At 56.8% G+C, this 23923-nt stretch carries 26 protein-coding genes; 12 read left to right on the top strand and 14 right to left on the bottom strand.

Annotated features, from left to right (window positions below; translation table 11 throughout):
* Positions 1-118 precede the first annotated feature (118 nt).
* The 3 genes from LCM31_RS14150 to LCM31_RS14140 form a co-directional block, all read right to left on the bottom strand.
* The gene (locus LCM31_RS14150) at positions 119-523 is read right to left on the bottom strand and encodes an NUDIX hydrolase (protein WP_224871110.1); all 405 of its coding nucleotides are present in this window, start codon (positions 521-523) and stop codon (positions 119-121) included.
* 31 nt (positions 524-554) lie between these two features.
* Entirely contained in the window at positions 555-1748 is a 1194-nt protein-coding gene (locus tag LCM31_RS14145; RefSeq protein WP_224871107.1) for a phospholipase A, read from the bottom strand.
* An 86-nt stretch (positions 1749-1834) separates the two neighbouring features.
* Positions 1835-2557, bottom strand: a complete 723-nt coding sequence (locus tag LCM31_RS14140; RefSeq protein WP_224871105.1) for a hypothetical protein — start codon at positions 2555-2557, stop codon at positions 1835-1837.
* 282 nt (positions 2558-2839) lie between these two features.
* On the opposite strand from LCM31_RS14140, the gene LCM31_RS14135 reads away from it, so the two are divergent.
* Together LCM31_RS14135 and LCM31_RS14130 are read left to right on the top strand one after the other, a co-directional pair.
* On the top strand, positions 2840-3301 hold the full coding sequence (locus tag LCM31_RS14135; protein WP_224871103.1) for an NfeD family protein: 462 nt from the start codon (positions 2840-2842) through the stop codon (positions 3299-3301).
* A 55-nt stretch (positions 3302-3356) separates the two neighbouring features.
* Positions 3357-4202 (top strand): SPFH domain-containing protein, encoded by an 846-nt coding sequence (locus LCM31_RS14130; protein WP_010132598.1) that lies wholly within the window; start codon positions 3357-3359, stop codon positions 4200-4202.
* Positions 4203-4247: 45 nt separating this feature from the next.
* Here the strand turns inward: LCM31_RS14130 and LCM31_RS14125 are convergent, their stop codons facing one another.
* Complete coding sequence (locus LCM31_RS14125) at positions 4248-4745, bottom strand: GNAT family N-acetyltransferase (RefSeq protein ID WP_224871101.1); 498 nt, start codon at positions 4743-4745, stop codon at positions 4248-4250.
* A 72-nt stretch (positions 4746-4817) separates the two neighbouring features.
* Positions 4818-5006 carry a hypothetical protein gene (locus tag LCM31_RS14120; protein ID WP_222231881.1) on the bottom strand — a complete coding sequence of 63 codons (189 nt, stop codon included), beginning with the start codon at positions 5004-5006 and terminating at the stop codon, positions 4818-4820.
* Between the two features lie 203 nt (positions 5007-5209).
* Here LCM31_RS14120 and can point away from each other — a divergent pair, with 203 nt between their 5' ends.
* From can to LCM31_RS14095, 5 genes are all read left to right on the top strand, one after another.
* Positions 5210-5866 carry a carbonate dehydratase gene (gene can, locus LCM31_RS14115; protein ID WP_222250302.1) on the top strand — a complete coding sequence of 219 codons (657 nt, stop codon included), beginning with the start codon at positions 5210-5212 and terminating at the stop codon, positions 5864-5866.
* 125 nt (positions 5867-5991) lie between these two features.
* Positions 5992-7662, top strand: coding sequence for an FAD-dependent oxidoreductase (locus LCM31_RS14110; RefSeq protein ID WP_224871099.1), 1671 nt, complete (start codon positions 5992-5994; stop codon positions 7660-7662).
* Positions 7663-7763: 101 nt separating this feature from the next.
* Positions 7764-8309 (top strand): flavin reductase family protein, encoded by a 546-nt coding sequence (locus tag LCM31_RS14105; RefSeq protein ID WP_224871097.1) that lies wholly within the window; start codon positions 7764-7766, stop codon positions 8307-8309.
* A gap of 185 nt (positions 8310-8494) precedes the next feature.
* Positions 8495-9316: a glycerophosphodiester phosphodiesterase gene (locus LCM31_RS14100; protein WP_224871094.1), complete on the top strand. Its 822-nt coding sequence runs from the start codon at positions 8495-8497 to the stop codon at positions 9314-9316.
* Between the two features lie 304 nt (positions 9317-9620).
* The gene (locus LCM31_RS14095) at positions 9621-10019 is read left to right on the top strand and encodes a DUF2750 domain-containing protein (RefSeq protein ID WP_224871092.1); all 399 of its coding nucleotides are present in this window, start codon (positions 9621-9623) and stop codon (positions 10017-10019) included.
* Positions 10020-10068: 49 nt separating this feature from the next.
* Here the strand turns inward: LCM31_RS14095 and LCM31_RS14090 are convergent, their stop codons facing one another.
* Both LCM31_RS14090 and LCM31_RS14085 read right to left on the bottom strand, forming a co-directional pair.
* On the bottom strand, positions 10069-10317 hold the full coding sequence (locus LCM31_RS14090; RefSeq protein WP_222250290.1) for a YdcH family protein: 249 nt from the start codon (positions 10315-10317) through the stop codon (positions 10069-10071).
* A 357-nt stretch (positions 10318-10674) separates the two neighbouring features.
* A complete protein-coding gene (locus LCM31_RS14085; protein ID WP_318247451.1) occupies positions 10675-11100 on the bottom strand; it encodes a pilin in 426 nt (141 codons plus the stop codon).
* Positions 11101-11524: 424 nt separating this feature from the next.
* Here LCM31_RS14085 and pilB point away from each other — a divergent pair, with 424 nt between their 5' ends.
* The 5 genes from pilB to yacG are packed head-to-tail and all read left to right on the top strand — an operon-like array spanning position 11525 to position 16244.
* Entirely contained in the window at positions 11525-13237 is a 1713-nt protein-coding gene (gene pilB, locus LCM31_RS14075) for a type IV-A pilus assembly ATPase PilB (RefSeq protein WP_224871090.1), read from the top strand.
* Between the two features lie 37 nt (positions 13238-13274).
* The gene (locus LCM31_RS14070; RefSeq protein ID WP_224871088.1) at positions 13275-14492 is read left to right on the top strand and encodes a type II secretion system F family protein; all 1218 of its coding nucleotides are present in this window, start codon (positions 13275-13277) and stop codon (positions 14490-14492) included.
* 12 nt (positions 14493-14504) lie between these two features.
* Positions 14505-15395, top strand: coding sequence for a prepilin peptidase (locus LCM31_RS14065; RefSeq protein ID WP_404804555.1), 891 nt, complete (start codon positions 14505-14507; stop codon positions 15393-15395).
* Between the two features lie 3 nt (positions 15396-15398).
* Complete coding sequence (gene coaE, locus LCM31_RS14060) at positions 15399-16013, top strand: dephospho-CoA kinase (protein WP_224871083.1); 615 nt, start codon at positions 15399-15401, stop codon at positions 16011-16013.
* Positions 16014-16022: 9 nt separating this feature from the next.
* A complete protein-coding gene (gene yacG / locus LCM31_RS14055) occupies positions 16023-16244 on the top strand; it encodes a DNA gyrase inhibitor YacG (RefSeq protein ID WP_224871081.1) in 222 nt (73 codons plus the stop codon).
* A gap of 23 nt (positions 16245-16267) precedes the next feature.
* On the opposite strand, the gene LCM31_RS14050 is transcribed toward yacG, so the two are convergent.
* The 7 genes from LCM31_RS14050 to hisS all read right to left on the bottom strand — a co-directional run bounded on the left by LCM31_RS14050 (position 16268) and on the right by hisS (position 23877).
* Complete coding sequence (locus LCM31_RS14050) at positions 16268-16780, bottom strand: protein disulfide oxidoreductase (protein ID WP_224871080.1); 513 nt, start codon at positions 16778-16780, stop codon at positions 16268-16270.
* Positions 16777-17529, bottom strand: a complete 753-nt coding sequence (gene tsaA / locus LCM31_RS14045; RefSeq protein ID WP_224871077.1) for a tRNA (N6-threonylcarbamoyladenosine(37)-N6)-methyltransferase TrmO — start codon at positions 17527-17529, stop codon at positions 16777-16779. Before tsaA ends, LCM31_RS14050 begins: the two co-directional genes overlap by 4 nt.
* The gene (locus LCM31_RS14040) at positions 17526-18983 is read right to left on the bottom strand and encodes an NAD-dependent succinate-semialdehyde dehydrogenase (RefSeq protein ID WP_224871075.1); all 1458 of its coding nucleotides are present in this window, start codon (positions 18981-18983) and stop codon (positions 17526-17528) included. Before LCM31_RS14040 ends, tsaA begins: the two co-directional genes overlap by 4 nt.
* 72 nt (positions 18984-19055) lie before the next feature.
* Positions 19056-20453 carry a ribosome biogenesis GTPase Der gene (gene der / locus LCM31_RS14035; protein WP_224871072.1) on the bottom strand — a complete coding sequence of 466 codons (1398 nt, stop codon included), beginning with the start codon at positions 20451-20453 and terminating at the stop codon, positions 19056-19058.
* A gap of 149 nt (positions 20454-20602) precedes the next feature.
* Positions 20603-21787 carry an outer membrane protein assembly factor BamB gene (gene bamB, locus LCM31_RS14030; RefSeq protein WP_222231912.1) on the bottom strand — a complete coding sequence of 395 codons (1185 nt, stop codon included), beginning with the start codon at positions 21785-21787 and terminating at the stop codon, positions 20603-20605.
* Positions 21784-22533, bottom strand: a complete 750-nt coding sequence (locus LCM31_RS14025) for a YfgM family protein (RefSeq protein ID WP_224871070.1) — start codon at positions 22531-22533, stop codon at positions 21784-21786. The genes bamB and LCM31_RS14025 overlap by 4 nt, the downstream gene beginning before the upstream one ends.
* An 81-nt stretch (positions 22534-22614) precedes the next feature.
* On the bottom strand, positions 22615-23877 hold the full coding sequence (hisS, locus tag LCM31_RS14020) for a histidine--tRNA ligase (protein WP_222250261.1): 1263 nt from the start codon (positions 23875-23877) through the stop codon (positions 22615-22617).
* Positions 23878-23923 lie beyond the last annotated feature (46 nt).

Raw genomic sequence — 23923 nt, 5'->3', positions numbered from 1 at the left:
GCATAAAAGGCGGATACTAAATGAGGCGGACAGCGAATTTGACGGCGAATTTATATTTGGCAATTACCACCAAAATTTCGCACAAGTGTGATATCAAAAGTGGTTTAGCTACTCAGCTTCAGAATTTTGCACTCTGAACCTCGCCGTTAAATTGCAAACAGTGCTGAACACGCACGCGCTGGACGGGCGTCAGGTCTTTGAGGTTGAAATAGTCGAAGTCCGAATGCTCCGACGACAGGACAATGTCGCCTCGCCCCTTCAGGTGGGCGCGGAAAATAAACACATGGGAATTGTACACTCGGTGATAATAGACGCCACTTAGATAATCGATAACAACTTCCCGACCCAGCTCCTCCCGGCATTCGCGGCGCAGCGCCTCGTGGATGGTTTCCCCCAGGTCCAGCGCGCCCCCAGGCAAGCCCCAGGTTTTATCCGCATAGGTAGCGCGCAGCTGGAGTACCTCACCGGCCTCATTGGCGATCACCGCGTGGGCGCTCAGCTTGTAAGTGTCGTCAAATCCCATCCGTGGATCGATCCGTGCAAGGTCGTTTCAATCAAGTTCCGGTACTGCGGGCCAGTTCAAAACCGATGCCCAAGGTCTGTACAGATTCATCGTAGTCGATCAGGCTCTCACCGAAGCCGTTGAAGTATTTTACATAGCCGCGTACCCGGCGGCCCATGGGGAAGCTCCAGCGCAGCTCTGCAGCCCCCTTGTTATCGGACCGCAGGTTATTGCGCAGCATCAGCGACACATTGTGCGCGCCCTTTTCGAACCCGCCGGTCATCTCAAAGTGACCGAGATAAAGCTCAAGATCGGGGTTGTCATCTTCTTCCCGGTCTTCCTTGATACGATACCAGGGCTTGAACGCCAGATAGTAGTCATTCTTTTCAAAGACAAAGTTCGCATAAATGCGATTCCAACTGCGCGAGAGTGGCTCGCTACGGCCGTTGGACTGGTGATTAATCGCCAGCTGGTTCGCCACGTTCTGCATACCGAACAGGGTCCAGTCATTCAGCCAGGTCATAATCAACTCCGGCTCGTGATTGGTCTCGCGAAACGGTGCGGAATCATCGGAGTTGTAGGCCTGCCAGAATGAACGGTTGGTATAGGCGAAGCTCATAAACGACGCCTTGCCGAGAAAACCGCGCCATACGGGGACCTGTACCGACAGCTGAAACTGAATCTCGATGGAGTCCAGGTCGATCAGTCCGTCCGGATCGTAGTCCGCAATCCCCCCCTTATTGGGAGAGGGGTTATAGGTGATGGGCAGCAGGTAGTTGGTTTTATGCGAAGCCAGGGTGAAAGGGTTTTCTGCCGCGTCGCGAATAGCCTGCGCCCGCTGGCTAACCCGCGGGTCATCCCGTGATTCGATGGCTTCCGGCGTGGTCGCGAAAATGGGCGTGTCGTCCTGATATTCGTCACCGCGCAGCACCCGCAACTCACAGCGAATACGCATTTCTTCGAGCGTAATGTTGGCCGGTGCCGTGACTAACTGCTCGCGCAGGCAGTTATCCTGACGAATGGCCGCACTTTGTCCACTGTCGTCCAGCTGCCACAGTGCGATGAAACCGCCCTCTGCGGGCGCTGCGGTCTGCTCATCTTCAGGGATAAGCGTGTTCGCTTCTGCAGCCTCCCGAGCTTTCTGTGGCGCCTCCTGCGCCTTAACGGCAATCGCAAAGGGCAGACACAACAGAGGCCACAAGCGGCGAATCCGCAGACGGGAAGTAAGATAGCGGGAGAATGGCAAGGAACGTACTCCTGAAGACCGTAAGGCCGCCAGTGTACACGGAATAGATACCGAGATTCGTTGTTGAGTCAGCTATTGCTGACCGCTCAGACGAGGCTTTCCAGCTCCGGGGACCATTCCAGTTCGCGCAAGCGCACCTGCCACAGGCGCCCAGTACTACTGGGCCAGTCGTAGCCCACGAGCAGTCCGCGCTGATCCACAAAGCAGTGGGCATCGCGCTCGGCCTCGTCCCCCTGATAGGAGAATACCGTGACGTCCGGGCCGAGATCGTGCACCCCCTGAATGTTGGCATCGCCGGGCATAACCGACGCGCGCCGGTGGCTTACCTTGGGTGCCAGTAATTTGCCCCGCTGCGATGGGTCCACAATGTCCGGCGCTACCACTTCACAGCCGAACTCCATATCGCACAGGCGCAACAGCAGCGGCCCCATAAAGATCCGCATCAGCGGGAACAACAGGCGGTTCTCGCCTTCCAACAACTTCTGTTGCGGTCCGTTAGGGCCGGTCCAGTCCACTTCGATCGGATCGCCAAGAGAGGCAACCTCGCCATCACTAGGGACGAGACGGTAGTGAGCATTTACCTCATCCATCTCGTCTTTCCAGGTAACCCGGCACTCGGTAACCAGACCCGCATCCATCAGCGCGCGCACCTCTATCCCGTGGCCCTGCTCGCCCACCAGACGGCGGCTGATCAGTAATTGGCGGCCCTGCGCATCGCGCCCCAATTGCCAGTCATCCTGCACCGGCATGGTTCTGCCATCGCAACTGTATTGGTAGCGGCCCTGGGCCAGGTTAGCGGTCATTCGCATCGGGAGTCCGTCCTTGGAGTCGTCTGCGGAAAGTATTGCACACCCCCTCACTTTTGCTGCGCTTTGATGAAGTTTTCGCGAACTTTTCGCTCGTCATTTTTCGACAGACTTCGCTGCTATTCGAAAAATACTGCCCTGAGTTATGGTGAAAAAGTAATCACAAAATTTGCTACCTTGAGCAATAGTGCGCGCGCCACATTGGATTGGGGCATAATCTCCCGCTTGCATGCGCACACATTGTGGGCGTTAGGAAATTCACGCATTACCGAGGAGATGGCCATCATGCTGGAATGGCTCAATACACATATCGCCTACTGGCACTGGCTGGTGCTGGGCTTATTGCTGGTTACCGCGGAAATTTTTGTTTCCGGGTTTGTTCTTTTCTGGTTCGGCCTGGCCGCACTGTTTATGGGCGTTTTGCTGATGGCGGTGGGCATGCCAATTACCGCGCAACTGGTGATCTGGGCAGGACTATCCATCGCGCTGGTATTTCTCTGGCAAAAATTCATCAAGCCCAACTGGAAAGACCGCACTACCTCGGGCATGGCGCTGGAAGCGCTCACCGGCCAGGTGGGCTCGGTAATTGAGACCAATATTGGCAAACCCCGTGGGCGCCTGCGCTTTCCCGCACCAATTTTGGGCGAGGACGAATGGATGTTTATGAGCACCAATGAAATTGCTGTGGGCGAACGGGTGAAGGTGCTGAATATTTCCGGCAACACGCTGGTTGTCGGCCCACTGTAAGTCCAAAAACACAACACCAAATAAGAAGCTAACAAGACCTAACTGGGGAAATTAAATGGAAGGATTATCCGTAGTACTGGCACTGGTTGTGCTGGTGATTATTACCATCGGCATGGGCGTCCGCATCGTGCCACAGGGTTCCAAGCACATCGTGCAGCGCCTGGGTAAATACCACAGCACCTTGAACCCGGGCATGAATATCATCATTCCCTACGTGGACCAGGTGCCCTACAAGGTAACCACCAAAGACATCGTGCTGGACATTCCTTCACAGGAAGTGATTACTCACGACAACGCCACCATCATTGCCAACGCCGTGGCGTACATCAATATCGTCTCCCCGGAGAAGGCGGTGTACGGGGTAGAGGATTACGAAATCGCGATCCAGAACCTGGTGCAAACGGCACTGCGTTCCATTGTCGGTGAAATGTCCCTCGACTCCGCCCTGTCCTCCCGCGACCTGATCAAGGCGAAGCTGAAAGAGGCCATCTCCGACGATATTGCCGACTGGGGTATCAACCTCAAGACGGTAGAAATCCAGGACATCAACCCGTCTGCGACCATGCAGAAGGCAATGGAAGAACAGGCTGCCGCGGAACGCCAGCGTCGGGCAACGGTAACCCGTGCGGAAGGTGAAAAACAGGCGGCGATCCTGGAGGCCGATGGCCGTCTGGAAGCTTCCAAGCGTGACGCGAAAGCCCAGGTAGTACTGGCCGATGCGAGCCGCGAGGCCATTGAGCGGGTAACCCAGGCGATCGGCGAAAAAGAAATGCCGGTAATGTACTTGTTGGGTGAGCGCTATATCAACGCGCTGGAAGGGCTGTCGACCTCTGACAATGCCAAGAACATTATCTTCCCGGCCGACCTGCCGAATGCGGTAAAAGGACTGCTTAACCGCTGATCAATTCAATGTGAATCTGGTGGCGCTCACTGACCCAATCGCGGGTTACAGGTAGCGCTGCCAGAATTCCGCCTGGCCAAACTCTTCATCCAGGGCATAGGGTTTAAACCCGCACTTGCGATACGCCGCCTGCGCCGGCAGGTTTTTCTCCAGCACCTCAAGGGTGATCTTGGTACACCCCCGCGCCTTGGCCTCTGCCACCACATGCTCGAACATCTTGGTGCATATCCCCGCACCCCGTGCCGACGCACTCACCACCACATCGTGAATGTTCACCAGTGGCTTACACGCGAAGGTGGAAAACCCCATAAAACAATTCGTTAAGCCAACGGCTTGCTCGCCGCGATAAGCCAGAATCGAAAAGGCTCCGGGAAACTCGGCCAAACGCGCCAGCAACTGCTCGTTACAAATTTCTGGCAGTGGTTCACCCCCACCGCAGGGGTCCAGAGCATATTCATTCAACAGGGCCAGCAAATCAGCGCCCTGTTTGCTGTCACGGTAATCGGCGATCACCGTGACAATATCATTCTCGGAACTTCCCAATTCTCACATCCTTAGTCGGTCGCATGGTTGTTTTTTAAACGCGGTTCAACAGAGTGCTTCCGGGCGTATAAATTACTGATCCACCTGACCGGCTTCGGCCTCGATCACGATCTCCTCCTGCTCGGCGAAGAAGCGGCGGTAATTGCGGATACGTGCCCGCTGGGCCGCGAGCCAAAGCACTTTCTTTCGGCGCCGCGACTGCACTGCATTGTGTCGGTTAAAGCGGCGTGGTCTGCGAATTTTGGCACTGCGAAGCCCCATGGCTCGGTCTCCTTGTTGATCCGGTATACGCGGCTGGATAAAGCCTTTGCCTGAAGCGCAAGCAGGCAGGTTAGCAGAAGGCATAAAGCGGCCGCTAGCCGCTGAGGGCATAGATGCATCCGCGGCTGGAAATTCAACGTATTCCCCAGTGATCATAAACAGGATATTCTGCCAAAACGACGCTAACCAACGGATTGATTGCCTTGCCTGAACTGCAAGACCTTATCGAGAAAAATCGCCACTGGTCGGAAACTACCCGTACGCAGGCGCCGGACTTTTTCCGCGACCTTTCCGCGCAGCAGTCGCCCGACTACCTGTGGATCGGCTCGGCGGACAGCCGCGTTACGCCCAATCAGATCGTTGGACTGATGCCCGGTGAACTGTTTGTGCATCGCAACGTGGCCAACGTCGTGGCACCCTCCGACCTAAACTGCCTTTCCGTACTGCAGTACGCGGTGGAAGTTTTGCAGGTTAAGCACATCCTCGTGGTCGGGCACTACGGCTGTGGTGGGGTCAATGCCGCGCTGGAAGATACCCGCATGGGACTCATCGAAAGCTGGCTAAGACACGTCAAGGATGTACGCGACAAGCACCACACCCTGATCGAGCTGTTCCCGCAGCACCAGCGTGGAGATCTACTGTGTGAGCTGAATGTACTGGAGCAAGTGATTCACGTGTGCCAGTCGCCCCCGGTTCTGGATGCCTGGGATCGGGGGCAGAAAGTCGCGGTTCACGGCTGGGTATATCGCCTCAGCAACGGGCTGATCAAAGACCTGCAGCTGACCATAGAAAGCCCCGAGCAAGTCAATGACATCTACCACCGGGCCCTGACCACCATCGCCCAGCGCGACAAAGATTAAAGCACTCCACCAGCACCGGCTCAGCTTCCTTAACTTTCCCCCCGTTTTTCCCTACACTCCTCTGCCACGAAAGTCTGACCAGTGCTTGGTCACCTTAATGAATAAAGCAGTTTCCAGGGGTAACCATGTCCAACTTCCGCGTGTGGGAATGCCAGATTTGTGGCTGGATTTACGACGAGGCCAAAGGCTCACCGGATGACGGCATCCCGCCGGGCACCCGCTGGGAAGACGTGCCCGACGACTGGGCCTGCCCGGAGTGCGGCGCCAGCAAAGATGAATTCGAAATGTTGGCCGTGGTTGGCAATGCACCCACCCAGCAATCTGAAGTGAGCACCGTCCCACAAGCTGCCGTCGCTCCCGCACCAACTGCCTCAGCACAGACCTCCGCCAACCGCATCTGGGAGTGCATGGTATGTGGCTGGATCTACGACGAATCCAAAGGTGCGCCGGAAGAAGGCATTGCCCCGGGCACCCGCTGGGAAGATATCCCCGATGACTGGACCTGCCCGGAATGTGGCGTGGGTAAAGAAGATTTCGATATGGTGCTGATTAGCCAGCCCGCGCCGGAAGCAGCCCCGGCGGCACAGGCAGAAACCGCACCGCTCGTTCTGGACGACACCCTGCCAACGGTCATTATTGGCACCGGTCTCGCCGGCTACCACCTGGCAAAAGAGTTCCGCAAACTGGACCAGCGCACCCCGCTGACCCTGATCACCGGCGACGATGGCACCTTTTACTCCAAGCCGCTATTGTCCGCCTCGCTCGCCCATGGCAAGACCCCGCAACAGCTGGCGACCGCCAGCGCCGAAGACATGGCGCGGGAACTGAACGCGGAGATTCTGGTGCACACCCACGTCACCAATCTGGATCGCGATGCCAAACTGTTGTCGCTGGTTTCCGACGGCGGTATCAGCGCCGAGCTGCCTTATGGCCGCCTGGTATTCGCCACCGGTGCCAACTGCACGCCGCTGCCGCCAATGGAAGGCAACGGCATGTCGCGCCTGTTCCGCGTCAACAACCTTTCCGACTATCACCGCTTCCGCACCGCACTGGCCAACCGCAAGCGCGTATTGCTGATCGGCGCGGGCCTGATTGGCTGTGAATTCGCCAATGACCTGATTCAGGCGGGCTACTCGGTGGATGTGGTAGATGTACAGGCATGGCCGCTAGCCACCCTGCTGCCAGAAGCCGCGGGCCACGACATCCAGAATACGCTTGAGCAGGCGGGCGTGCGCTTCCATTTCGGCGCAGGCGTCACCAAGCTCGAGCAGTACGCAGGCGGTATTCGCGCGCAATTGGCCAATGGCAGTATCATCGAAGCGGACCTGGCTCTGGCCGCCCTGGGCCTCAAGCCCAACGTGGGGCTGGCGGAAAGCGCCGGCCTCACCATCAAACGCGGGATCGCCACCAATCGCGCGCTGCAAACCAGTGACGCGGATATCTTCGCACTCGGCGACTGCGCCGAAGTCGATGGCCACAACCTGTTCTTTGTCGCGCCCCTGACCCAGAGTGCACGCGCGCTGGCACAAACCCTTGCCGGCAACCACACCGAGGTGCAATACGGCACTCTGCCAGTAGCGGTGAAAACCACCCTGCGCCCCACGGTAGTGTGCCCGCCGCGTGCCGGCAGTTTTGTCGAAGGCACCGCGGACTGGAAGGTCACCGAACTCGAAGACGGCATCGTCGCAGAATTCCTGAGCAACGATGGCCAACTGCTCGGCTTCGCCCTCACCGGCAGTGGCATTGCCCAGCGCGACAACCTGAGCAAGCGCTGTGTGCCATTGATGGACTCCTAACCAGGAACTCCAGTAGGGCAACGAAAGAAAATCACGCGCCGGCGGCACTTTTCCCGTAGAATGGCCGCCCGCACATTTTTTGTACACAATTTGAACGAAGTATGACGGCATCCACCCAACCTACCCCTTCCGGGGAATCAGCAAATCCTGCCGCAGACGCTCAGGCCAAGGCCGAGCGTGCCCGCGCCCTGCGCGACACCCTCGGGCAGTTCGCCACCGGCGTGACCGTAATCACCGCGCTGAACGCGCAGGGTGAGCCGGTCGGCATGACCGTCAACAGCTTTAACTCCGTGTCCCTGGACCCTGCATTGATCCTGTGGAGCATCGACCGCGGTTGCATGAGCTACGCGGCCTACACCGAAGGTGAGTACTTCGCGGTACACATATTGAAAGGCGACCAGCAAAACGTATCCAACCTGTTTGCGGGCCGCGGCGCCGACAAGTTTGGCCAGGTGAAATGGCACAAGAACGCCAATGGCGTGCCGCAACTAGATGACTGCGCAGCCATCTTCCATTGCCGCCGCATGCAGAACATTGAAGGTGGCGACCACACCATCCTGCTTGGCGAGGTAGTGGAATTTTCCGCCGCCGGTGGTGAGCCACTGGTCTTCCACTGCGGTCAATACCGGGCACTTGCCGGCCAGTAAACTGGCCGCCCCTCTCAGGGCGCTTCGCGGCGCCCGCTTTCCTCCTCCCCCTCGTAAAACCTCGACAACACCCCCTTCCGAGCCACCGTAAAGCCGTTCAGTTATAAACGTGCCTTCGTGTTTCGTTAAATGATCTAAAAAATTCCGGCACTTTCTACCTCGGGTATTTGGCACGCTGTCACCTCGTGGTCATACTTCTGGTACACCCTTGGGAGACCTCCGCCATCGTGGACGTCGAGATGCGAACCAGCGACACTCTTTTTTGCTTTGCGCACCGTGGCTACCCCAAGCGCGCCACGGAAAATACCCTGCAGGCTATCACTCACGCACTGGAGTTCGATATCGACGGTGTGGAAATTGATGTGTGGAATGTGGGGGGAGAGCTGATGGTCAAACACGACCGTCGCCTGGGGCGCCTGCTCGCGGGCCAGGAGCTACTGACGGATATGGCCCCCGCCGCCCTGCGCAAAATGCTGTTGCCCGGCGGTGAGAAGGTCCCCACCCTGCGGGAGGTGCTGGAGCTGATCGGCAACAACGCGCAGCTCAATATCGAACTCAAGGGCCCCAACTGTGCAGCACTGGCGGCAAAAGAACTGGAAGCCTACGTCCACGATAACGGCGCCAGCTACGAGCAGTACATCCTGTCATCGTTCGACCACCGCCAGGTTTATCAATGCCTGCAGTTGATTCCCCAGGTACGCAGAGGCGTACTCATTGATGGCGTGCCACTGGACCTGGCCGCCTGCGCCGAGCCGCTGGAAGCCTATTCACTGCACCACAGCCTGAACTTTGTGTGCCCGGAGATTATCGCCGACGGGCACAAACGCGGCCTGAAAAGCTACGTATTCACGGTAAACCATCCACACGACCTGAACCTGGTCGCCGCCATGGGCGCCGACGGCGTGTTTACCGATGAACCGCAGCTGATCATGGATTACAACGCCACCAAAACCGCGGAACTGGTGGCCCAGCAGCTACAACCCTCCGGCGACGTAAAAGCCGGGTAAGAGCGGCTGCCACCCGATGCACACCCCGGTCATCGCACCGCATCGTATATCAGAGTTTGTCAGGCTCCGGGGCTCCCCATACAAGCACACGCACCCGGCCACCTCTTGTAGCCACCTTCAAGCTCCTGCGCGTCGCACCAAGTGCCACGCCATCTTCCGCAGACGCCCGCGAGTGCGATGCCAAGAAGTTGATACGGGACAAACAGTGCGAAGTAATTGAGCGGTAAAACCCGTAAACTGCGAATCAAGTAAATGGCGAGTAGCCGTATCGCCGACATGCGAACGGACAGAAGTGAGAGAAAAAATGAGCAACGATCACCTGCAAAGCGTATTGGCACAGACCGCCGAGGAACGCTTTGAATACTTTCTGGATGCCGTGGGTGAAGAGCGAGAGATCTGGATTCTGATCAATAGCGACGAGCACTTTCTGAAACTGCATGGAGAGGAAGACGGCGGCTTCGAATACCTGCCCATCTGGCCCAGCAGCGACTTCGCCGAGCACTATTCCCAAGACTGTGCCGAAGACAGCAACGAACTAACGCCCAAGAGCATTCCCCTGCCCCAGTTTCTCAACCGCTGGCTACCGGGACTCGACAAAGACGGCATCGAAGTCGGCGTCTTTCCCGGCGCCGACAACAGCGTCTGGATCAGCGAGCCAAAAGATCTGGAACAGAACCTGCGCGACGAACTGGCTCGATTCTGACTCGGCAGACTCGCCTCCCCCATTCCCTTGACTAGAGCGCGAGCCAGCCTCAGTGCGGGCGGTAATTCTTGGCCTGCGAATACAGCTGATCTTTTAGTCGCGCGCGCTTGGTTTTCAATTCTCTGAAGTGGTGGTCATCCGTCGCCACCCCACGCTCCTCCAGGCCTCGGATAGCCTTGTCGAGCTTGTGGTAATTATCGTGGTCGTTCTTGTATTGGATACTGTCTTGGACCAGGTGGCGGATGCTGTCGGCGAGGTCGGGGAACTCGGTTTCGAGGACGTGGGAAGGGATAGCCATTGGCATTGACTCCTCGTTCTTGGTGGCTCATTTCCTTATTCTAGTGTCGGAGTAATTACTCACCAGTAACGCATACCTTACTGAGGGGGAAAATGCCGAAGACCTTAAAGTAGACAAATTAAGCCCCTTTTCCAGCAGTGTTTAAAACGAGCAGCTACTCGTAAACGAGACAATCCACTCCAGCTCCAAGAAGAAGAATCCCCACATAAAAAAACCGGTTTCCTTTTCGGGAAACCGGTTTTTTGCAGCCCGCACTTGGCTATTCAAGCTTTAGTGAAAACTTTGCCACCACAGTGGGGCTCTTACCTGGCTAGCAATCAAAAATCTTCGACTCGATTGAAGCCTAGTACCTACAACTTACTGCGTACAACCAGAAGGCAGGTGGTTAGGGTTGTCCAGACCAGCACAAGTCCACTGAGAAATCTGGCCGCCATTGATGGTCGGCGACAAAGTCATGGTTTGGCCAGCCAGAACGCCAGCATCAAACGGCACGCTAATAATGCCACCAACTGCGACAGTTACGGCAGCATCAGTGATATATTTGCCATTAAGGGCCGCAGCGGATGCAATTACATTCGCATCAGCTTCAACGCCAGCCTCACCATTTTCAGAGATGTAAACCGCAATGTCAGTCGCCAGCCCGGCGGTAACTTTCGGCGCTTCCGCAGCCTGTGAACGCGCGGTGTAATCCTGGTAGGCAGGCAGCGCGATTGCAGCCAAAATACCGATGATCGCAACCACGATCATCAATTCAATAAGAGTAAAACCCTGTTGCTTTTTCATTGTAACCGTCTCCATACAGACTGTTGTTCTTTGGACGAAATCCCGTGAGGAAGTCGGCAGTTACCATACAAGGATTGTGGCAAAACGCGCAACAGGGAAAGCTCCGCAAAACATCGGTAATGAGAGATATTTCCGACTCCCGGTGAACACGAGACGCACAAGTTGAACAAACTTTAAACGAACCTGAGTCGTTAGTGACACAGATTGTCACTGTAACAACATCAAAGGAACTGACCAGGATAAAAGCACCTTACTTTTGCTCACAGAGTCGTTGAGCTTTCCGACTTAACACTGTGATGTAATTAGCTTTTCAGCAATTGGCGGTCAGCGGCGAATTCGCTATATTGGTGTACTGGCGTAATCAGTCCAATAATCCGCCACAATCAGAACAAAAAACGTACACCCGAAACGCGAATAATTTCTCATGAGCAGCATTCCCCTGAGCGGACTGGCCAAGCGCCTGGTCATCGACAAGGCCATTGATGAGCCCACCGCACAATCCGCTTTGAAGGCCGCCAAGCGAGAAGGCCAGAGTTTCGCCCAGCACGCGGTGGAAGCGAAACTGGTTAAAAGCCGAGAGCTGGCTAATATCGCCAGTCAGGCATTCGGTTCACCACTGTTTGACCTGTCTAGCTACAATTTTGACCTGCTGCCCAAAGATGTACTCAGTGAAAAGCTAGTTAGCAAGCACTTCGCCTTGCCGCTCTACAAGCGAGGCAATCGGCTATTTGTAGCGGTAGCGGACCCCACTAACCTCGCCGGCCTCGACGAAATTAATTTCAATACCGGTCTGAATACCGAGGCGGTACTGGTTGAAACAGACAAGCTCGCCAAAGCCATCGAGAGCTATCTCTCCAATAGCGGTGATATCGGTGGTGGACTGGCTGGCCTGGACGACGAAGATCTCGATAGCCTAGACGTGGAAGGCGGAGATCAGGCCAGGGAAGACGATGGCGACGTAGGCGGTGACGAAGCCCCGGTTGTGCGCTTTGTAAACAAGGTGTTACTTGACGCTATTCGCACCGGGGCCTCCGACATCCATTTTGAGCCTTACGAAAAATCCTACCGGGTGCGCCTGCGCACCGATGGTGTACTGCACGAAGTCGCCCGTCCACCGATTCAGCTGGCCACAAGAATTTCCGCACGTTTAAAGGTCATGTCCAAAATGGACATTTCCGAGCGTCGGGTCCCACAGGACGGCCGTATCAAGATGAAGCTGTCCAAAACCAAGGCCATCGATTTCCGCGTGAACAGCCTTCCCACCCTGTGGGGTGAGAAAATCGTATTGCGGATTCTCGATCCATCTTCGGCCAAACTGGGTATTGATGCGCTCGGTTATGAAGAAGAGCAGAAACAGATTTACCTGGATGCCCTCGCGCAACCTCAGGGCATGATTCTGGTAACCGGGCCTACAGGCTCCGGTAAAACCGTATCGCTATACACCGGCCTGAATATCCTTAACACCTCCGAGCGGAATATTTCCACCGCGGAAGACCCAGTGGAAATCAACCTCGAGGGCATCAACCAGGTAAACGTCTCTAACAAGGTCGGCCTGAATTTCGCTGAGGCGCTGCGTTCCTTCCTGCGTCAGGACCCGGATATTGTGATGGTGGGTGAGATCCGGGACCTGGAAACTGCAGAGATTGCCATCAAGGCCGCGCAGACCGGCCACCTGGTATTGTCCACCCTGCATACCAACTCCGCACCGGAAACCCTGACCCGACTGATGAATATGGGTGTTCCCACGTTCAACATCGCCACCTCCGTCAGTGTGATTATTGCCCAGCGACTGGCACGACGCCTGTGTGGTGAGTGTAAGAAACCTGCGGAACTGCCTGAAGAGGTTTTAAAGGACGAAGGTTTTGACGCGGTCACAATCCCTAAATCCGAATGGCAAATTTACCAACCGGTAGGCTGTGAACACTGCTCAAAAGGCTACAAGGGACGCGTGGGTGTGTATGAAGTGGTTCGCATTACCGACGGAATCTCGCGCATTATAATGGAAGGCGGCAACTCTATTCAGATTGCCGACCAGGCCAAGCAGGAAGGGTTTAACAATCTCCGTACCTCCGCCTTGCGCAAGGTGGTGATGGGAGTAACCAGCCTAGAAGAAGCCAACCGGGTCACCAAAGACTAATTTTTTCGATCGACAATAAGAATTCGGGAACAACACCATGGCCAAAGCCGCCGCAGCAGCAGTCCCCTACCTTTATAAGGGCGTGGATGCCAAGGGAAATAAAGTAGAAGGTGAGATCAGTGGTAACAACCCGGCCCTGATCAAAGCACAATTGCGCCGTCAGGGCATTATTGCCAATAAGGTGCAAAAAAAGCCCAAACCGCTATTTGGTGGTAAAAAGAAAGTTAAGCCCGGAGACATTGCGATTTTCACCCGCCAGATGGCGACAATGATGAAGGCCGGTGTCCCGCTGGTACAGAGCTTTGAAATCGTGGCTGATGGCCTCGACAACGAGGGCCTAAAAGAACTCATTTTGAAGATCCGCGATGACGTCGCCTCCGGTACCGCTTTTGCCGACGCATTGCGCAAACACCCCCTTCATTTTGACGATCTGTTCTGTAACCTCGTGGCATCCGGAGAACAGTCCGGTGCACTGGAAACAATGCTGGACCGTATCGCCACCTACAAAGAGAAAACCGAATCGCTCAAGGCCAAAATTAAAAAGGCCATGACCTACCCAATTGCGGTAATCGTCGTTGCGGTGGTTGTAACAGCCATTCTTCTCGTCAAAGTCGTCCCCCAGTTCGCTGAAACTTTCTCCAGCTTTGGCGCTGACCTGCCAGCCTTTACCCTGTTCGTTCTGAGCATTTCTGAATGGATGCAACAAAACTGGTTTATTGCTTTGTTGGTACTCGTCGTAGGAATAGGCGGAGTTCTGGAAGCGAAGAAACGCAATAAGAATGTAGCCAATTTCTTCGATAAATTGATGCTAAGACTGCCAATATTGGGCCAAATTACTTATAACTCAATTTGTGCCCGCTATGCACGCACACTCGCAACCACCTTTGCGGCAGGTGTTCCACTAATCGATGCCTTAAAATCGGTATCTGGAGCAACCGGCAATGTGGTTTACCAAGAGGCAACGCTAAAAATTCGAGATGCTGTAGCGACCGGTATTCCACTGAATGGCGCCATGCGCAGCTCAGGCCTATACCCAATCATGCTGGTGCAGATGACCGCTATTGGCGAAGAGTCGGGTGCATTGGATGAAATGCTAGGCAAATCTGCGGACTTCTACGAAGAAGCTGTAGACAATATGGTGGATAACTTAACCACCCTGATGGAGCCCATGATTATGGCTGTTCTCGGTATTCTTGTAGGTGGCCTGATGGTGGCGATGTACTTACCAATATTCCAAATCGGTCAAGTGGTTTAATCGAGAACGACAATCCAAGTGCTAGCATATCTTGAAACATACCCAGCGCTGCTTATTAGCAGCGCTTTTATTTTAGGCCTGCTAATCGGCAGTTTCCTGAACGTCGTTATCCACCGCCTGCCCATCATGATGGAGCGGGAATATCAGCGGGATTTCTACGCTTACTTTGACAAGACGCCACCTGCGGCAGAAGAGCAGCTACTGGGCCAGAACTACAATCTGGTTCTCCCCCACTCCCACTGCCCCAGCTGCAACCAGGAAATCAAACCCTGGCAGAACATCCCGATCATCAGCTACCTGCTGCTGCGCGGTAAATGTGGCAATTGCGGCACGGCGATCTCCAAGCGCTACCCGCTAGTAGAACTGGCAACCGGCATTTTGACCGCGATCGTGGTTTGGCAGCTGGGCTTTACCTGGCAGGCACTGGCCGGGGTAGTGTTCACCTGGGCGTTAGTGGCATTAACCGGGATTGATTTTGACAAGCAGCTACTGCCCGACAGTATCACCCTGCCGCTGTTATGGGCGGGCCTGCTGATCAACCTATGGGGTGTGTTTGCGCCGTTGCAGGATGCGGTGATCGGGGCGATTGCGGGCTATCTGGTGCTGTGGAGTATTTTCCATGTCTTCAAGCTGGTTACCGGCAAGGAAGGTATGGGGGCCGGAGACTTCAAGATTCTGGCTGCCATCGGTGCCTGGTTTGGTTGGCAGGTGCTGCCGCTGGTGATCTTACTGTCTGCCGCGGTAGGTGCCCTCGCGGGTATTCTGTGGACGCTGATTTCCGGGCGTGACAAGAACCTGCCAATCGCCTTTGGTCCCTACCTCGCGGGCGCGGCGTGGATTGCCATGCTGTGGGGCGAGCAGATTATGGGCTGGTACTTCCGCGTGTCTGGGATGAGCAGCTAAGCCATGTTTATTGTCGGGCTGACCGGTGGTATCGGCAGCGGCAAATCTGCCGCGGCGGCGCGCTTTCGGCATCACGGCGTTAACGTAGTGGACGCAGATATCGCCGCACGCGTGGTGGTAGAGCCCGGACGCCCAGCGCTCGCCGCCATTGCCGAGCACTTCGGGGCCGACATACTGCTAAAAAGTGGGGAGCTGGACCGCGCTGCACTGCGCAAACACGTATTCGACAATCCCGAAGAGCGGCGCTGGCTGGAACAGCTGACCCACCCACTTATCCGAGAAGAAATTATTTCCTGTCTAGCCGCCAGTTCAGAAACCCATAGCGCGCCTTACGCCATTCTCGAGTCACCGCTGCTAATTGAATCCGGCCAAGTCGCGCTGGTGCAACGGGTGTGTGTGGTGGATATTCCGGAAGAACTGCAACTTGCCCGTGCCACTGCGCGGGACAGCAACTCGACAGAGCAGATACGCAAAATCATGGCCGCGCAGCTCCCGCGCGCCGAACGATGTGCACAGGCACACGATATTCTGGATAATAGTGGCTCTCCAGAAGCCCTGAACGCTCAGGTGGATGCGCTGCACGCGCAGTACGTCCAGCTGGCGACGAAACCGGAATAGCCGTCACCCATGTCCGATCATTCTTCCCCAGACAAGCCAACCGTGCCCTGCCCCACCTGCAAAAAACCAATCGAGTGGAGCGCCACCAACCCACACCGTCCATTTTGCTGCGAGCGCTGCAAGCTGATCGATCTCGGAGAGTGGGCCAGCGAGGGCCACAAGATTCCCGGCCAGCCAGCGTTTGACGATGTGATGAGCGAAGACCTGGATCCCACTAAGACCCGCCACTGATCTAGCCAAGAGACGCCAACAAATTAACTGCCTTTGCCCATCTGGGCCCACCATAACCGGGCTTTTAGCCCCAAGCGGGAAGCCATGCCGGCGGTCACGGTACTGACTTCACCCGAGCTATCGACGATGGCAATGGTGGGGGTTACCTTGAGGCCCCAGCCGGCACTGAGTGCGCCGCTGGGATCATTGATGGTGCGGAACTTGAGATTATGTTCCTGCTGGTAGGTGGCCACTTCATCCGGCGTACCGGATTGCAGGGCGATACTGATTACCTGGTATTCCTCGGATAGATCGGACACCGCCGGCGACACCACTCGGCAATAACCACACCAGGTGGCCCAGAAATAAATCAGTACGGGGCCTTTCTGAGTCATACCCTGCAGATTGATCGGTAGGCCATTAATGTCGGGCGCCAGTAGATCCGGTGCCTGCCCCTTGGGCATGCTGCGGGCGTGATACCAGGAAACCGCGACCACGACCAACGCAGCCAGCAATGCAAACTTAACCAGGGACCGGAGCCCACGTTTTACATTCACTCGCCCTTTCCTTCCGTAATTACATTCGACTCGAGCGGGGTTAGTGCCGCTACTTGAATCCCGTCATCCCCATAGCGCCACTGCAGGTTAAACCCGCAAAGCTCCATCCCGTAGATTCGCGATGGGTCGGGCTGCTGGTACGCGGGCTTGGGGTCTTGCGCGAGCACCTGCTGAATTAGCGCCAACAAATCGGTGCCCCACTCATCTTGATAGTTACGCGCAATTTCCGCGATTGGAACCGGGATGTTTACCTGCGTGGCAGCCGGGGCGGCATCCGCAAATTCGCTGGCAGCCTCGGGGACATTATCCGCGTAAGGAATGTAGGGTTTGATATCCAGAATCGGGGTGCCATTTAGCAGGTCGGCACCGGCAACGATGATTTCAACTTTTGCCGGCGCGCTGGCTTTATTCACGCGCACTTCAATCAGTCGCACCACGGACAAGCCGATATTATTCGGCCGGAACGGGGAGCGGGTGGCAAATACCCCCATTTTTTTATTGCCGCCGAGACGCGGCGGGCGAACCTTGGCAGACCATTGCCCTGCAACCTGATGAAACTGCCAGGTGAGCCACAGGTGCGTATATTGCTCCAGGCCGGAAACAGCTTCCGGGTCGCTGTAGGGTGGCAGCAATTCGAGGGATGCGCGGCTGGCATCCGCCAGCAGAGGCTGGCGCGGGATGCCGAATTTATCCGTAAAACAGGAGTGAGTGATGGCAACGGGCTCAATACTCAGCGCAGGGATATTCAAATGCCACCCATGCACAGATACTTAATCTCGAGATAATCATCGATTCCGTACTTGGAACCTTCGCGGCCACTGCCGGATTCTTTGATGCCGCCGAAGGGCGCCATCTCATTGGAAATGATGCCCTCGTTGATCCCGACCATACCGTATTCCAGTCCTTCCGATACGCGCCAGATGCGACCGATATCGCGGGCATAAAAATACGAGGCCAAGCCAAATTCCGTATCGTTGGCCATACGGATCGCTTCTTCTTCGGTGCTGAATTTAAACAGCGGCGCAACCGGGCCGAAAATTTCTTCTTTGAACAGGCGCATGGTGTCGTTCGCGTCCCCCAATACCGCGGGGGTATAGAAGCACGCACCCAGTTCGCTCGGGCCACCCGGGTTCAGCGCCTTGGCACCTTTACTCAATGCGTCTTCCACCAACGCAGTAACGTCTTTGACCGCGCCCGGGTTGATCATGGGGCCAACATCGGTGCCACTGTCTGCGCCATTACCCAGGGTTAACCCATTCACCGCTTGGGAGAATTTCTTTGCGAACTCATCGTACACGCCTTCCTGCACCAGGATGCGATTGGCACAGACGCAGGTTTGTCCGGCATTGCGGTATTTGCAGATGATCGCGCCTTTTACCGCTTCGTCGATATCCGCATCGTCGAACACGATAAACGGGGCATTACCGCCCAACTCCATGGAGGTTTTCTTGATGGTTTCCGCACACTGGGCCTGCAACTGCTTGCCCACCGCGGTGGAGCCGGTAAAGGTGAATTTGCGCACTAGCGGGTTGCTGGTCATCTCACCGCCAATTTCCCGCGAGCTTTTACCCACCACCACGTTGAAGACCCCCTTGGGGACGCCGGCCTTTTCCGCCAGTACGGCCAGCGCCAAAGCGGAGAGTGGTGTTTCCGATGCGGGCTTGGCAACGAAAGTACAGCCTGCGGCCAATGCGGGGGCGACCTTGCGCGCAATCATCGCGCTGGGGAAATTCCACGGTGTGATGGAAGCGGTTACGCCCACTGGCTGCTTGATCACGACAATGCGCTTGTCATCGGCAGGTGGGGCGATCACATCGCCGTAAGCCCGCTTGGCCTCCTCGGCAAACCACTCCAGGTAATTAGCGCCATAGATAATTTCGGTTTTTGCTTCCGCCAGCGGCTTACCCTGCTCCGCGGTGAGGATTGCGGCCAGGTCATCGACGTTTTCGACAATCAGGTTGTACCAGTCGCGCAGAATTTTCGCGCGCTGTTTCACCGGCAGTGCACGCCACGCTGGCCAGGCTTCATTGGCGGCCTCGATGGCACGACGGGTTTCGGCGGCACCCAGGCTTGCGATGGTGGCGACGGTTTCGCCATTGGCCGGGTTGGTAACCTCCAGGGTATTACCACTATCGGCATCCAGCCACTGGCCGTTGATAAAGGATTGCGTGCGGAACAGATCAGAATCGTTGAGCTTCGGCATGTCAGAGCCTCTTCCTTGTGGTAGCCGACAGTAAAAGGGCGGCATGTGTAATGTGCCGCCCAGCCAATTCAGTTACTTTTTCTTTTTCTTCACAAACTTCATCAGGCGACGTTTCTTCGCCTTCTGGCGATCGCTGAGCTTGTTTTTCTTACCCGCGAATGGGTTATCGCTGGTGCGGAATTCAATTTTCACCGGGGTACCGTGCAGGTCCAACGCCTTGCGGAAAGTCTTTTCCAGGTAACGCACATAGTGATTCGGCACCTGACTGGTCTGGTTACCATGAATCACAATTACCGGCGGATTCTGCCCACCTGCGTGTGCATAGCGCAGCTTGATACGGTGACCATTCACCAGCGGAGGCTGGTGCTCACTTACCGCCCATTGCAGGATACGCGTCAGGTGGTTGGTGGAGAGCTTGTCGGTAGCCGACTGATAAGCGGCCTCGATAGACTCGTACAGGTTACCGACGCCGGTGCCGTGCAGGGCAGAAATAAAGTGGATATCGGCAAATTCCACAAAACGCAGACGCCGTTCCAGTTCGGTTTTCACGAAGTCGCGGTGATCCGGGTCCAGACCATCCCATTTGTTCAGCGCCACAACCAGCGCGCGGCCAGACTGGATCACGGTACCCATAAGGTGCAGGTCCTGGTCCACCAGGCCTTCACTGGCGTCGATTACCAGCACCACCACATTGGCGTCTTCCACCGCCTGCAGGGTTTTGACGATGGAGAACTTCTCCACCGATTCCTTGACGTTCTTACGCCGGCGAATACCCGCGGTATCGATAATGGTGTAAGGCTTTTCGTCGCGCTCGTAATTGATATACACACTGTCGCGCGTAGTACCGGGCTGGTCGAACACCACCACGCGGTCTTCACCCAGCAGGCGGTTCACCAGGGTGGACTTACCCACATTCGGGCGGCCGACAATACCAATTTTGATACCGCTGGCCTCATCCGCCACCTCTTCTTCGCCCGCTTCCGGGAAGTCGCCAACCAGGCGTTCCATCAGCGAGCGAACGCCGCGGCCGTGCGTGGCGGTGGTCGGGAACAGCTCCCCAATACCCAGCTCGTAAAAGGGTGCCAGGGCAATATCCGGGTTCACCCCGTCGACCTTGTTAGCCACCAGAATGGTGGGTTTGGAGCGGGTGCGCAGGCGCTCGGCGATCATTTCATCCGCCGGAGTCAGGCCCGCACGGCAATCCACCAGAAACAGGACAAAGTCCGCCTCTTCGATCGCCTGCATGGACTGCTGGGCCATGGCCGCATCGATACCCTCTTCGCCGCCACTGATGCCCCCGGTATCCACCAGGATCATCTTGTGGCCCTCGAATTCTGCCTCGCCATATTTACGGTCGCGAGTCAGGCCGGCGTAGTTAGCCACAAGGGCGTCACGGCTCTTGGTCAGGCGATTGAACAGGGTGGATTTACCCACATTGGGGCGCCCAACCAGGGCGATTACAGGCAACATAAATTGAATATACTCAAAAACTGGCCCCTCAACTGGGCCAGACCATAAATACAAACGCCCGCATACTGCGGGCGATAGTTAAACCAGAGCGGTTTTGCTTACCCCTGGCGCAAACCCAGGGCAGCATTGTCGGCGCTTGCTCTGCTGTCTCAGCGCTCCAGGCGCAGAGCCACCAGCTCACCGTCATCGGACAGCGCGAACAGCAGATCGCCATCCGCCAGCAGCGGGATGCGGATCGGATCGCGGTCAATGCGGGTACGGCCCACAAAGCGACCGGTGGTCGGATCCAGCGCGTGCAGATAGCCGTCCAGGTCACCCACCACAACCACATCGACAAAGTAAGCCGGGCCACCAAGCTGGCGGCGCAGTAATTCACTGTTGGTCCACTGAATCTGGCCATTACCTACATTGTAGGCGTGGACACTGCCGTCGGCGTCACTCAGGTACACCTGGCCGGCACCCACGGCAACACCGTGGTTAGTGGAGGCATCGCGCGCCCACAGGCCGCGGCCATCTTCGCGGGACAGCGCAACCACACGTCCCTGATAGCTGGCGGCGAATACCAATTCACCGCGCACCAGAGGCGCACCGTCAATATCCACTACCCGCTCCAGCTCCGCAGTACCCTGCGGAATGGCAACGCGCTGTTCCCAGCGGGTAATACCATCGGTAGCACTCAGGGCAACCAGCTTGCCGTTGTCCAAACCGGCGAATACAACACCACCAGAAATAACCGGGCTCGCGGTACCGCGCAGGGTCAAAACCGGCAAAGTGGTGTTATGGCGCCAGGTCTGTTCACCGGTCTCCGCATTGAGGCCGAGCAGCTTACCGTCGACGGTCTGCACCACCACCATACCCGCGCCAACCGCAGGGGTAGAAACAACCTCACCACTGAGCTGGGTATCCCAGCGCTGCTCACCGGTATTCAAATCCAGTGCCACCACGCGACCGCGGAAGTCCGCCACCACTGCGATGCCCAGGCCAACGCCAACGCCGCCGCTGATGGAGCGCTCGATATCCGTTTTCCACACGCGCTTGCCGGTACTGCGATCCAGCGCGACCACATCGCCGTCGCTGTTGGCGGCAATAATTTTTCCGTCAATCAGGCCAGGGGTCAGCATGGCGTAGCGCAGCGCATCAATATCACCGATATTGGTGGACCACACTTCGGTCAGCCGCACGCTCTCCTGAATTTCAGTCAGCTCGACAGGGTCCGTGTCTTCCTTTTCTTCATTGGAAGCACAGGCACTGATGACCGCGGCCAGGGCCACGGCAAGAATTCGGTTGAGTGCCTTGCCCGCCGCGAAGCGGTTACCGGTGTGCGTGCCTATCATTGCGGGGTGCTCTCCTTGTCGGCTTCGTCTGCTTCGGTTTCATTACCGGGCTCAGACACCGCTTCGCCTTCCGGAGTTTCATCGGATGTAGGCGCATCGCCCAAACTTTCGATTTTCAGGTCCAACAGGCGGGAGCCTGCAGCTTGCTCCGGTAGTAATAGTGCGCGGGCTTCCTGATAGGCGGCGCGGGCGGCGTCTTTGTCACCCTGCTGCACGAGGATGTCGCCGCGGGTTTCTGCATAGAGCCCGGCAAATGCCGCGGGGACATCGCCTTCGAGCAACTTCAGCGCTTCGCCGGTTTCGCCGCGCGCGGCTTTGACCGCAGCCAGGCGGCGCTGGGCGACAAATTTCAGCGCGTCGTCTCCGGTGTTATCCAGCGCCCACTGCAGCTGCTTGGCAGCCTCTTCCAGGTCGTTGGATTCGGCGGCGAGTGCGGCCAGCTCGAGGGACGCCTGAGTGGCGTAGATACGCTTGCCAAAGTCGTCTTTCAGCTCACGGGCCAGGGACTGGGCCGTGGTCAGCTGCTTGTTATCCGGGTTGCCTTCGTTGGCTGAAACCGCAGCAACAAAGCTCTGGTACAGGTTGGAAGCTGCCTCGGCATCGCCGCGCTCCTTACCCTGCCACCACTGCCAGCCAAAATAAGCAGAAAGCGCCAGTACCACACCGGTGACAATGCCAGTGCCATTTTCTTTCCACCAGCGCTTGATGGATTCAATTTGTTCTTCTTCTGTCAGATGGTCTGCCATTTGTTATTTGCCTTATTCCCAATACCAATTCTTTGAGATGCTGTTCGCGCGCTGAGACGGCTTTCGCCTCAGCAGTGCAATTTAGCCTTGTAAAATTTTTGCCAGTTCAGCAACCGCCACGGTCTGCTGCTCGACATCTGCGCGCAGGGACTTAACGGTAATTTGCCCCGCCGCCGCTTCATCTTCGCCGATGATCAATGCGTAATCCGCATTGCTCTTGTCGGCCTTCTTCATCTGGCTCTTGAAGCTGCCACCACCGCAGTGCGTCTGCAGGCGCAGCCACGGCAAATCACTGCGCAGCTGCTCGGCCGCGGCCAAAGCGGCTGATTGTACATCACCCACGGCAACCAGATAGGCGTCAACCTGCTGATCCAGGGTGTCGGGCAGCACTTCCAGGGTCTCCAACAGTAGCACCAGGCGCTCAACGCCGAGGCCGAAACCCACCGCAGGCGTGGGCTTGCCGCCCATCTGCTCTACCAGGCCATCGTAGCGACCGCCGGCACACACGGTACCCTGGGCACCAAGACTGTCGGTTACCCACTCGAAAACCGTTTTGCCATAGTAGTCGAGGCCGCGCACCAGGCGCGGGTTTACTTCATAGGTAACGCCAGCCGCGTCGAGGAAGGCGCGCAGCTGCTCAAAATGGGTGCGCGACTCGTCGTCGAGGAAGTCGAGCAGGCAGGGCGCATCGGTCAGCAGCGCCTGGGTATCCGGGTTCTTGCTGTCGAGAATGCGCAGTGGGTTGCGCTCAAGACGGCGCTGGCTGTCTTCATCCAGCTGGTCTTTGCGCGCAGACAGGTACTCCACCAGCGCGTCGCGGTATGCGGCGCGGCTTTCGCTGTTGCCGAGGGAGTTCAGCTGCAGGGATACATGCTCGGAAACCCCCAGCTGTTTCCACAAACGCGCGGTCATCATCAGGATCTCGGCGTCGATATCCGGACCTTCAATGCCAAACACTTCCACCCCGAACTGGTGAAACTGGCGCAAGCGGCCTTTCTGCGGGCGCTCGTAGCGGAACATGGGGCCGAAGTACCAGAGGCGCTGGGGCTGGATAAGCAGGTTGTTCTGGATGGCCGCACGCACGGTGCCCGCGGTACCTTCCGGGCGCAGGGTGACACTGTCACCGCTCTTGTCGTCGAAGGTGTACATTTCCTTTTCGACGATATCGGTGGCCTCGCCGACGGCGCGGGCAAACAGTTGCGTCGCTTCCAGCAACGGGGTACGGATCTCACTGTATCCGTAGCGTGCGAAGAGTTCGCTGAGGGTGCTTTCCACGTATTGCCACACCGGGGACTGGGTGGGCAGCAAGTCGTTCATGCCGCGGATGGCGCGAAGTTGTTTCAACGGTAGTCCTTAAATACAGTTCGTACGCGATGCCGGCATCCGCCGG

The organism is Microbulbifer agarilyticus, assembly GCF_020171345.1.
GTDB lineage: Bacteria > Pseudomonadota > Gammaproteobacteria > Pseudomonadales > Cellvibrionaceae > Microbulbifer > Microbulbifer agarilyticus_D.
This window is presented reverse-complemented; position numbering and strand designations above follow the sequence as displayed.